At 47.7% G+C, this 10797-nt stretch carries 12 protein-coding genes; 3 read left to right on the top strand and 9 right to left on the bottom strand.

The genetic code is table 11. The features are described 5' to 3' along the window. Positions 1-56: 56 nt before the first annotated feature. From AACZ40_RS25295 to AACZ40_RS25285, 3 genes are all read right to left on the bottom strand, one after another. Positions 57-572 (bottom strand): DUF2231 domain-containing protein, encoded by a 516-nt coding sequence (locus AACZ40_RS25295; protein ID WP_291177989.1) that lies wholly within the window; start codon positions 570-572, stop codon positions 57-59. 63 nt (positions 573-635) lie between these two features. After that, positions 636-2219: a vitamin K epoxide reductase family protein gene (locus AACZ40_RS25290; RefSeq protein ID WP_339676332.1), complete on the bottom strand. Its 1584-nt coding sequence runs from the start codon at positions 2217-2219 to the stop codon at positions 636-638. Positions 2220-2276: 57 nt separating this feature from the next. Then, complete coding sequence (locus AACZ40_RS25285) at positions 2277-2771, bottom strand: hypothetical protein (protein WP_291177984.1); 495 nt, start codon at positions 2769-2771, stop codon at positions 2277-2279. A gap of 540 nt (positions 2772-3311) precedes the next feature. Between AACZ40_RS25285 and AACZ40_RS25280 the strand changes: the two genes are divergently transcribed. Beyond that, positions 3312-3524 (top strand): hypothetical protein, encoded by a 213-nt coding sequence (locus AACZ40_RS25280; protein ID WP_291177981.1) that lies wholly within the window; start codon positions 3312-3314, stop codon positions 3522-3524. A 14-nt stretch (positions 3525-3538) separates the two neighbouring features. Next, positions 3539-3784, top strand: coding sequence for a hypothetical protein (locus AACZ40_RS25275; protein ID WP_339676329.1), 246 nt, complete (start codon positions 3539-3541; stop codon positions 3782-3784). Positions 3785-4557: 773 nt separating this feature from the next. Here AACZ40_RS25275 and AACZ40_RS25270 read toward each other — a convergent pair. From AACZ40_RS25270 to AACZ40_RS25255, 4 genes are all read right to left on the bottom strand, one after another. Continuing rightward, complete coding sequence (locus AACZ40_RS25270) at positions 4558-6051, bottom strand: copper oxidase (RefSeq protein WP_291177975.1); 1494 nt, start codon at positions 6049-6051, stop codon at positions 4558-4560. 66 nt (positions 6052-6117) lie between these two features. Beyond that, a complete protein-coding gene (locus AACZ40_RS25265; protein ID WP_291177973.1) occupies positions 6118-7539 on the bottom strand; it encodes a TolC family protein in 1422 nt (473 codons plus the stop codon). Between the two features lie 284 nt (positions 7540-7823). Beyond that, entirely contained in the window at positions 7824-8090 is a 267-nt protein-coding gene (locus tag AACZ40_RS25260; protein WP_291177970.1) for a hypothetical protein, read from the bottom strand. Between the two features lie 173 nt (positions 8091-8263). Then, the gene (locus AACZ40_RS25255; protein ID WP_291177967.1) at positions 8264-8398 is read right to left on the bottom strand and encodes a hypothetical protein; all 135 of its coding nucleotides are present in this window, start codon (positions 8396-8398) and stop codon (positions 8264-8266) included. Between the two features lie 148 nt (positions 8399-8546). Between AACZ40_RS25255 and AACZ40_RS25250 the strand changes: the two genes are divergently transcribed. Beyond that, complete coding sequence (locus tag AACZ40_RS25250) at positions 8547-8903, top strand: response regulator (protein ID WP_291177964.1); 357 nt, start codon at positions 8547-8549, stop codon at positions 8901-8903. A 359-nt stretch (positions 8904-9262) separates the two neighbouring features. On the opposite strand, the gene AACZ40_RS25245 is transcribed toward AACZ40_RS25250, so the two are convergent. Both AACZ40_RS25245 and AACZ40_RS25240 read right to left on the bottom strand, forming a co-directional pair. Then, complete coding sequence (locus AACZ40_RS25245) at positions 9263-9544, bottom strand: hypothetical protein (RefSeq protein WP_291177961.1); 282 nt, start codon at positions 9542-9544, stop codon at positions 9263-9265. A gap of 170 nt (positions 9545-9714) precedes the next feature. Beyond that, positions 9715-10086 (bottom strand): hypothetical protein, encoded by a 372-nt coding sequence (locus AACZ40_RS25240; protein ID WP_291177959.1) that lies wholly within the window; start codon positions 10084-10086, stop codon positions 9715-9717. Between the last annotated feature and the right edge of the window lie 711 nt (positions 10087-10797).

The raw sequence follows: 10797 nt of genomic DNA, 5'->3' as shown, positions 1-10797 counted from the left end.
GCAGGGATTTCGGGTGTTTCTTATTATTCAGGCAAACAAGGTCGCTTGTCTTGGGACTAGTGCTCATGCTGCCCCTCTCCCCGTGCACGTTCGTGGTCGTTCCCAGATTGTTTTCCAGAAGTAGCCTCCTGCCCGGAATCTCCGTGATGATGCCCGGTGCGAATCTCCGGTGATAAGAGATCCGGTTGAATACCTGCCCCGCCGTGATAGACAATCATGCCGCCAAGGTAACCGGTCACGACCAGCAGCGCTGCGCCGCACAAACTGGCCAGAAGAAGCAGATGGCGCGCTGAGACCTGTCGTGCTTTCCAGCGTTTGACTGCAATCCACGTAAAGAGCAAAAGAGTCAATACCGCGAAGCCGAGATGCCACCACATCAATACATGCGCCTGTTTCGTATGAGCGGGAACGGTGTAGAAACTCAGCAGTCCAGCCGCAGCGCTCAGCCAGCCGAAAACGACACCTGTCACCAACAGACCAGCTGCCGGTATAGTAAGCGTAGGCCGTTTGCGAGAGAGGAATTCCATGACCACTCCCGTCAGAAGCAGGGCAATTGGAAAATGCACCAACATAGGATGGATTTCCCAGAGTTCCGGGATCGGCAGGTTCATATTGACACCTAACTTTCTTCACAGTTAACGTACATAGCGCTCCCACATACCGTATGATTCTCTTTTCGGACCACGGGGAAACGCGAGGATCATTACTATCACACCGGCAACTGAACTCGCGGCGGAGTAGCTGGCATTCTCACCGCTCAACAGCCACGGCCCCAGTGCCACAATCAATCCCAGCAGCACATTGAGAAAGCGTCCGCTACGTACCACCTCTCCCATGCACACCACAGATACCGTGAGGATCAGAGCGCCGCCCAGATGCGCGACGTCCGCAGCGGCGGATTTGATGTCGATCCCGAAAACGGCGGGGCTGAACATCAACCACAGTCCCAACCCAGACGAAATCAAGAGCGTCCAGGGAAAGCTCATGCCCCAGATCGAAGCCTTGAACACCTGCCACGGCCGTTCTGCAAATTCGACCATCTGCGGCGACCGTTCGTCAGCCGTGCAACCATCTGCCGAGCCCCCCATCCAGAAGATCCGCCACAGCGAACCGTTATGATCGCCCCGGCGTTTCGCCTGGATCATGTGCTGTCCCATGGCGATGACCTCGTCGAATTCGAGCGGTATCATCGGCAGCATGATGGCCGCTGCCAGCAAACACATTGTGCACCAGTGATGCACTACCACCGGCTGCGAGATCACCAGAAAGATATGTGTCAACCAGAGCGGAATCACCAGAACGCCGAAGAACGCCACCATCCATGGCATGGTGCGCCAGCGGGTTGGGCTTCCCATATAGCCCATAAGGAATTCAAATGTGTAGGCCAGGCTGCCCAATGCACCGTCTGAAAGCGGCCAGGTATGTGACATGCTCGAGTTGAGTACTCGTTTTGTACTCTCACCGAAAAACGGATCCCAAGCGTGATCAATATAGCCCAGCTGGAATGCCGCCAGATAACGGGAGACGAGCCAGCCGGCAAAGCCCGTGACGATCATGATCCAGCGTTGAGGCCAGCTCGAAGGGTTATAACTCCAACCGGGCGGTGTGGGCGGCCCCATCTGCATGTACATGATCATATTGGGCATGCCGGGGATCAGGATCGTGAGCGCAATCAGCAGGGCTCCGATGAGAGTGCCGTTGAGGTATGCTGCCGCCGACGGCGCCCAGAATAATACGGGCGCCATGGAAAGCCAGATCCCTATAAAACAGCAAATCCAGAGGCTGATCGGCCGGTTCGGCCGCAATGTTCTCCAGCCGAAGATGAGCAGCAGCGCCCCGCTGAGAAGATCACTCCAGGTCATCAGCGAGACCCGCAGACTGGTATGCAGGCCATCGCTCAGCCAGACACCTCGTTCGCCGCTGGGAGCAACAACTTCCTTGCCGTAACTGAACGTCAGCGGCGAAAGCATTACCCATGCTCCCAGGAGCAGAATCGTCCAGTAGATCCAGAGCGTCTGCTCATGATGCATGGTAAGCATTTTCCTACGGTGAGCATCATCCATCTGATGACCGTCCTCTTCCGACTCACCGCCGGAATGATGCTGGTGCATTTCCATCGGTCGCGTGACGCCGCGCATTCCCATACGGCCATGATCATGACCTCCATGATTATTCTGAACCTCTGCATTCTCTGACTTATTTTCTGGCTCGTTACTCATGACTCCCTCTTGGCGGCATGTTATTGTTAACAGGGACAGTAATTTCAGGTTAATTGCCTAATGGTCTGTCTCCAGATCCATTTCCTGCATCATCTTTCTGCACATCGGGCACATCATCCTGGAGTCCTCTCCGCTCTTTCTCTCCTTCATCTGCATCTTTGCAATTTGCATCATCGACATACGCCCCTCGGGGAGCTTTTTCAAAGCGTCGCGCTGTTCCGCTGTCAGAATTTCGCGCGCCTGCTTACGTGCCGATCTGGCGATCTCCTCCAGTTGTTTCTTTTGTGCCTCATTCAATTCCAGTTCCTCCGCCCGGGCCATCAGCAACGTCGGACTGTCGGCATAGAGAGCGACGCCTTTCAGCCCCATCATCATCGGGCAACTCATTTCCATCTTCGGCTTTGATTTTCCCGCCGCGTCATCCGCCTGCTGTGGATTCTGCGCGTACACGACTGGCTCCAGGACATAACCGCCAGCAATCAGCCCCAACAGCAGCACTAACAGCAGCAAAATACGTCGACAGATCCAATACCCTGCAAAATCTGAATTCATGATCGTTCTCCTTAGACCTAAGCTATGCCACTCGCCGCCAGTGAGGGTGCGACATTACGGCGCTGCACTGCAACATCTCAAAACAGTAGAAATTCAACGACATCGTCGCTACTGATACCAGCATGATCAAGGTCCGGGTTTTCTCGCTGATATCCTGCAGCAGACACTCGACCACATAAATTGTCCACACGCCTTCCGTTGACGACGCACATTATGTGCCATTCACTACTCTGAGGAATCTGGGTTCTCCTGATCGCTCGGTTGAAGCATACTGAAAAAGCGGTCTATCTCACTGTCAACCTCTCTCATTAGTGGTTGCCATTGGTTTTCATCATTGATGACGGCACATAATTTGCCAAGCATCTAATGAAACTTTTCCGGCACTTTAACCTCCAATGACACAAGATGCTGCCCCAGAAAATAATCTTTCATACCTCTGATTATTTTTGTGGAGCAGATGATAGGGGCAACAGATAAAAGTGAATAAATATTGTCTCTATCCAGGTAAATAAGCGATTACTTTCGATAAGGAGAATTAAAATGAATGTGATTCCTACCACCGCTGAAAGGGTGTCTCAGCATACAGCCCAGGATATCAATCAACGAATTCGCCATCAGATTGAGCAGAATTTAGCCCATTATGGTGTTACCGATGATCAGACAATTGAACGGCGCTTGAAAGAACTGGACCAGGAATGGGATATCGAACGGAGTCTTGAAGCAAATGCCGCACAGCCGCACTGGTTGGTTTGAGTCTTGGCGCCTTCGTGAATCGTCGTTTTTTTGCATTGCCTGCGGTAGTGGCAGGTTTCCAGCTTCAACATGCGATTCAAGGCTGGTGCCCGCCGATGCCGATATTTCGGCGGCTTGGTTTTCGGACTCAGCTAGAAATTGAAATGGAGCGGTACGCCTTAAAAGCCATGCGGGGTGACTTTGAGAAAATAACGAGATTCAACAGTCAGGAAAATGATGGTCATACCACAAATGATGTCTTAAAAGTCATGGAGCAATAAAGTGCTTCAATCGTGCCGTATAGGAAATTGTGGAATTGTAAAAACAAGAGCAAATATAACGTCCTTCTTTCTAACGCCATCATTCATCTCCACCAGCCCCTACTGCAACTCTGTTTATGGAAAATGTTATCACTGAATAAATCTGTCAGCTTTTCATACATGCTTCCCGTTTTTTATTCGCAGCATGTGTTTGATTGATCGCCAATCAACCAGACTGATTCGTCAACAGACGCTTTTTTCTTTCTGGAATTTGTGGGATCCAGGGGAGCTGTAATTTTCCTTATCAAAAATTATTGAGGATAAGGAACCAAAATTAGCAGAGACGAGTTTCGATTGTACACAAATCATTCGAATCGGTTCCGAAGATTCATACTGAGTTACAAGGACGCCATTCTGTCGTAGTAGAGACCGTGGATCACGCGCACCTAAAGATAACTATCCCATTTTCCTACTACTTGTAGTCATGTAGTAGAGTGATAATCTGAAGATGGCATCTTTGCTACTCCTTTTGTGGAAAGAAGAAAGAAATTAAGTCAGGCCGAGAAAGGCCTGGCAGATCATTCTCACAACGGTTCACTCTGTCAGCTTCTCTGTTTTCATCTCAGATGACTCTTCATGATCCAATAGAGTCAGTGTTTTCTTTCTAGCTTACGGGTAGGATGATTGTTCCACCGTATCTCCGGTTCAGCCTAGGAGATGTTCAAGATAAGTCATCTAGAAATCTGTTGCAGACCAACAGCTAACGCGATCTGGAGTTGATTGCCGAGACCGTATCAGTCATCATGCAGCATCTTCTGCATGGCATCGAGAGGCGCCGGTTCATAATCCTCAATTGTGCCAAAGCGTTTGACGATTTCCTTCAGAATAGATCCTTTCGGAATCTCTTCCTCTGATTCCATTACACGTTGATAAAGGTCTTCCGGCAGAACACGAACGGAGGTCATCAGACCCGCCATTGACATCATGACGTTTGCCCGCATGCCTTTTACTTCGCGGCGTGACCAGAGCTTTTTCATAGTGGGTTTGGTCATAGTCATTCCCTGCATCTTTTGCGGATAGCCGGGAATTTCAAATTTGGGATCCTGTTGAATTTTTACACGTGGTCGATTTTCCAGGCTGGTGAGGTAACGATCGACTTCAGCATTCTCGCGCATACGCGGCCCGACATGCTGAACCATATGATTCATCATGTGATGCACCATGTGACAATGAAACATCCAGTCGCCGGGATTATTGGCAATAAATTCAAAATCAGCTGCCTGCGCGACACCAATCAGTTCTGTATTGCGAGGGATCCAGGCTGACCTGGGGATACGGGCGCCTTCATGCCCGGTAATCCAGAAAGTATGTCCGTGCAGATGTATCGGATGGTGTTGTACCGGGCTGAAATCCAGAATACGTACGCGAACCCGTTCGCCATGCTTGCAGACCAGTGGTGTTGCATAAGGTCCGCTTCGGCCGTTGATGGTATGCCAGTTCCAGTCCATACTCCAGCTGTTAGAGACCGTCTGCATGGGATCTATGCGAAAGTTCTGAAATATGACGCCGAAGTCGCGATCAACAGGGGGATCCCAGACTTTTCGCGGATGCACGATAAACCAGCCTACCATTCCAAAAGCTTCCTGCATGGGGATATGAGAATGATAGTAGAAGGTTCCTTCTTCATGTACGTCAAATTCGTACTTGAAGGTTTTTCCCGGCTTGATCGGGTTTTGAGTCATCGTATGAGCGCCGTCATACTGAATAGGTAATTCAAAGCCGTGCCAGTGAATCGAAGTTTCTTCCGGTAACTCATTATGCACGATGATTCGCACCCGGTCTCCCTGAGTCACTTCGATACTGGGACCCGGCATCGATCCATTAAAACCATAAACATTCATCCAGTTGCCGGGAAGAAACTCGCGGGAAACTGGCTCACAGACGAGATGAAATTCCTTCGCGCCATTTTTCATTTCCCAGGGGAGTTTATCTAAATCATTGGCGATAAAGGGAGCAGGACCGTCGGCTGGATTTCGAAAACCGGGTACACGTTTCCCGATATAATAGTCACCGTCTGGATCATTGCCGCGACTGGGATGAAAACGTGAGAATCCTTCATACTCATCCTGAACCTCATATTTGTCAGCAGATCTGCCCGAAGCTGCAGGGTTCTGAGTTGATTGCCCGGCTGCGTAAGCGGCAACACTGGAGGAGCCTGCGGCGAGGCTCGCAAATGTTCCCATGGTTCCTTTTTTCAGAAAGGCACGGCGGGAGGATGAGTCGGACATAATAGTCTCCTGCTCAAATTTCAAAGCATGTCATCGTCTTAAAATATACAGAAGCCTCTCTTCTATTTAACGAGGCTGGGCGACAGAATCAATATGACCAGGCGGCGTGGGAGAAGGTGCTGCATTGAGCCCTCCATGCAGGAGAAAACCATTGATCAATGTTTCATTCGTGCGCCACATAATCAGATTCTGCACGTATTGCTCACGCAGGCTGTAGTATTCCTGCTGAGTTTTAAGAACGTCATCCCAGTTCTGTCGATCTTCCTTATAAGCATCCAACTGATTTGAATAAGCTGCCTTTGCTTCTGGAAGAATGACCGATTCAAATTCTATCACATGCTGCAATGCTGTCAAATATTTCTGATAACGCACGGCAAGCTCCTGTCGCAGTCTTAATTTTGTGCGACGGATTTCTGCATTCTGACGAGCCAGGTCCGCTTCGGCCTGCAGAATCGTTCCCTGGTTGCGATCAAAGATGGGGACTTCCATAAAAACCTGAACCGAAGCAACCGGCTCGCGGGATTCATGATTGTATCCCGTGGCTGCTTTCACAAATATGTTGGGAACAGGTTCAACCCGTTCCCGTTCCAGGGTAATGCAGTCTGCCTGCCATTTGGCAGTGGCAGCGAGTACTTCAGGACTGTCTGAATATAATTTTTCGACAGCAGTATGAAAGTCAATCAACGTTTCTGTTCCTTCGCTGATATTTCCTTTCAGTGGTTGCGGATCAAGTTCCAGACCAGCCAGTGAGCTTAGAATCGTGAACTGACTCTGGTACATGTTTTCCGCATTCAGGAAGGAAAGTCGAGCGCGCTGTAAAGCGACATTCGAAAGATGCAGTTCCGCCCGCGTGGCCTGACCTAAGTTATAGCGTTCCCGCGTGGTCAGTGATTTGTCTTCAGCAGCTTTGAGCAATTCGCGCCGGATGTCTACAATTTGTCGGTGGCCCAATGTATTCCAGAAATGAATGCGGATATCATTACAGACCCGCCATTGCTGAGCCACTGCCAGCCATTCTGCGGTTTTTGCTCTCTGCTGATACTTTCGTCGGCTGATCTCTCGTTTATTTGCCGTAACGAATTCCTGCTGTATTGCACCTCCCTGAAATTCGCCCGGTGTATCAGTGTCTGTTGAAGAATCAACGAAGATCTGTTCCGCTATGTAATAGAAGGTAGGATTCGGATACAAGCCAGCCTCAATCGCCTTGCCCAGCGTACCTTGAACCTGTTGTTGCGCCTGAACTAATGTTGGATTACTCTCCATTGCCATTGACAGCAGGCTTTCGAGAGTCAGACCTGATGCTCCTTCCTCTTTCTGAGTCTGCTGTTTCATCAGACTTTCTACACCAGCCGGAGAGGGAGGTAATGACAGGGGAGGAACAAAACGCCGGCCCACCGGATCATCATCTGAATGGGACTGTTTCGGCTCGATTGCGGGTGGAACATAAGGTCCCGAGACTTGCGCGCTGCTTAGCTGAGGTAAAACCATTCCGCATAAGATACTGAGTAGAAAGGACTTTTTACAGAATACGGAAATTGGCATTGAATACCTCGAAGCACTTTCTGACCAAAATGTTTTTGATCGGAGCGATAAGCAAATGCAGAAAAATAAATTCAGAGAAATACGAATTGCGCGAACAGACTATCCAGAATGTACATCAGAGGCCTTTTGATACTTCGTCTTTCCATTCTCTCGCCACTACCTGAATTGTTTGCCATTCTACTTAATCGCTAATAGAAGAGTATTTTGTCCGGACAATTGCTGTAAATCCCTCATTTTACCTCCCGATTTCTTGTACGGTTTATCGGAAGAGTTTCTTGTGCCTGGCAGAGATTAAAACATCGATATGCAAAGCATTCCGGCTTCCGTTCCAGTAAAGTCAGGTAATGGATCGGGTTAAAACAGGTCTGTTCCCGCCCCCAGTCCCGCTTGTGCCGGGCGATTAACGTTAACGTCTCTTCAAACAACAGACGCACTTCGGCAATAGAGGCCACGATAATGATCTGACGGTAGGCATATTTTGGGAGGGACCGAGTCACTGTTGGTATCAAAGCGGACCAGCGACAGGGAATCGGCGTGAGCCTGTCTCAGTCGGCAGTCTTCGAATGCGGGGGCGCAGGAACTCCCGTTGTTCTTCCGCCAGCAGGCTGTGTTTGGGGGAGGGCTGTCCCCGCAACTGACGCTGCAGATCGTTCCGGCAGCATTGCACTAACTACTGGCTCAGGGCTTCCAGAGAAGCAACCCGGGAGACGGGAACCAGAAAGTTCCTGCTGGTATAGTCCAGTAACCGTTCGACATGGCCTTTTTCATTCGGTCGTCGTACCAGACAGAAATAATCGTCAAACAAAAAGGGATTTTCAGACGCAGGAACTCAGTCGTCACGGTCCGCTCACAGTTCCCTACCAGGCGGGCTACCGCGTTAGATCATAGATCTTACGCAACTACCAGCGAAACTGATTCGTCTCAGACCGGCCCCCCCTGTTGACAGTCTGCACGTGTTGCTTACCGAAGACTGTCCAGATCAGGGGCGTCTCTATCTTGGGTTCCTTCAGATGGCAGGAGCAGAAGTCACTCTGGAGTGCAGCGGGCGGTCGGCAGTCGATGTCGTAAGAAAAACACCGACGTTATTTGATGTCATCATAATGGATTTTCAAATGCCGGAAATAGATGATATTGAATCCACCAGACAAATATGTGAACTTGGGTATGAAGGTCCAATCATTGCCATGACAGCGTTTGGTTCAGATGAATTGAAACAGTCTTGGTTTCAAGCAGGTTGCAATGAATATCTCGAAATACCGTTGAAGAAGAGTGAACTCATTGTTGCTGTTCTTCACCACATGAAAGCTTGAAAGTAATCCGAACGAGGTATGTCTGTGTGATCTATCAACGCCAGATCTAACCACAGTTCTCCACAGCTCTTGTTTCATGCTTGCAAGATCTGGCTAATCAGATGGAAATGGGCATTGAACTCAAGCTATCTGTTCCGGGCCACCAGCTCCCATATGATTCTCGCCTACATCGAGCTGCGACAAATCAATTCGACGATGAAAGTTGAATGCAACGCATCAATAAATCAGCGTGATTGCAAAACGGGTATTGAGATCGGAATAAGGTTCCAACGTTTCTTTCAGAAGAACAAGTTCTTCTTGAATATCTTCTTTGGTAAACGATTCGAAATCCTCATCCTTGCAATCAGCTATGCGTTTAATCAAAAATTTACCGTTTCAATTCCGTCCTCTATTTCTAAGTAGAGTGTCGGTGAAGAATCTGGATCATGATAAACAAAATCACTTAATGGAGTAACTTTGATTTCGCTGGTCAGCCTGTCCAGCGTATCAAGTTCCAATGGGAAATAATTAAACTCGTTGAAGCTGTTGTCTACTTCTTCGTTGTCGAACACAGGGCAGTACGCCATACCTATGAGACAGCCTTTTTTTTGAGTAAAAGGAAGAATTTGAAACTGCATAACGATGAGATGCACAGCATCCATTTCTGTCTATCCCAGTGAATTTCATATAAGCTTCTGATCATCCCGATCAATCATTATCGGTATTTACAAACTGTACTCATGAGGTCTGCTTTAATATCCAGAAATTTGATTGGAAATGGTCTTCTATCGGATTAGGTGTAATTACTCTCCTGATTTTTACCGGGAGATAGTCAAACACGAATACCTTGGTCTCCTACTCTTATTGCCTGTTCCATTTTTTCTTTTGCCTCAGTCTGATCCTGTGGGTCGACTACCCAATGACAAAAAACATAGCCGTTAATATTTGCGTAACCGTGTGAAACAAAAACGCTACTTACAAGGCACTCATAGATGTTAAAATCCTCATCAAGAATCATGATCGTATGACCTTCTTGTGCTAATACATTCGCAGATAGATTGAAAGTATCAGGTAGCAATCTTCCCCGATGGAAAACATCATCTCCGAGTGATGGTTTTCGGAAGGTGTTACGCTGCCCTTTCTGTATTTCGAAAGAGTGTATCAGCACAAGAGCATTATCGTCCGTGATATAGAAGTATTGCATGTTGGTCTACCTCCATAATAAACAGTGAGCATTTTTTGTTTTAATTATTATCGTGTTGTTGGAAATCCCTTTCCAATATGAATTGGACATCTTGCACAAAATTCCAAACTGGTATCGATCCGCTGATACCGTATTTATCGCCCCTTTGTGTCATGCGGAATCAAGCACAAACTACAAATTCAATTCTTCGATTTAATCTATCGAGTTAATAGCTCCACATAGGTATATTCAAATTCTCGTACGACAGAAATTGCGTCGAGAACGGAATTTATTGAAAAGAGAAAAACTGAAAAGATCCAGTGTGAGATATGATTCGAGATCATCCAGAGAACTGAAAAAACAGTATTCTCTTAATTTTCTTTTGTAATAAAGGCTTTACTGTTAGTGTGACTTCTATGTCAACTTCGTAGTTTTCAAATGTGTTGACCACATAGATTCGCAGTTACTTTAGCCCTATTCTGAGCTCTCTTCAAAGCGAATACGAAATGAACAACAGACGTATTTATTGATTATTGATAGAAACTATTGTCTGTTCAAGCTCTTAAAACGTCTGGCGATTAAATATTCTCTTTTTAATACTTGACGCATCAACAAAATGAATATTCATACTTTCATTTACTTCTTTTATTTATTCAACTGCGTTTCTATTTCGTTTTCTTAAACTTTGCGATCTGCTGTTTTTAAGTCCTCTATCTCCTTGGAAATAAAGAT

It is taken from the genome of uncultured Gimesia sp., from assembly GCF_963972345.1.
Taxonomy (GTDB): Bacteria; Planctomycetota; Planctomycetia; order Planctomycetales; family Planctomycetaceae; genus Gimesia.
Note: the sequence above shows the minus strand (reverse complement) of the source record. Positions and strands in the feature narration are given on the sequence as shown.

Bases quoted from the DNA above. Each gene is read 5' to 3' on its own strand.
- AACZ40_RS25295 (WP_291177989.1), bottom strand. From the start codon at position 572: ATGTTGGTGCATTTTCCAATTGCCCTGCTTCTGACGGGAGTGGTCATG.
- AACZ40_RS25290 (WP_339676332.1), bottom strand. From the start codon at position 2,219: ATGAGTAACGAGCCAGAAAATAAGTCAGAGAATGCAGAGGTTCAGAAT.
- AACZ40_RS25285 (WP_291177984.1), bottom strand. From the start codon at position 2,771: ATGAATTCAGATTTTGCAGGGTATTGGATCTGTCGACGTATTTTGCTG.
- AACZ40_RS25280 (WP_291177981.1), top strand. From the start codon at position 3,312: ATGAATGTGATTCCTACCACCGCTGAAAGGGTGTCTCAGCATACAGCC.
- AACZ40_RS25270 (WP_291177975.1), bottom strand. From the start codon at position 6,051: ATGTCCGACTCATCCTCCCGCCGTGCCTTTCTGAAAAAAGGAACCATG.
- AACZ40_RS25265 (WP_291177973.1), bottom strand. From the start codon at position 7,539: ATGGTTTTACCTCAGCTAAGCAGCGCGCAAGTCTCGGGACCTTATGTT.
- AACZ40_RS25245 (WP_291177961.1), bottom strand. From the start codon at position 9,544: ATGGATGCTGTGCATCTCATCGTTATGCAGTTTCAAATTCTTCCTTTT.
- AACZ40_RS25240 (WP_291177959.1), bottom strand. From the start codon at position 10,086: ATGCAATACTTCTATATCACGGACGATAATGCTCTTGTGCTGATACAC.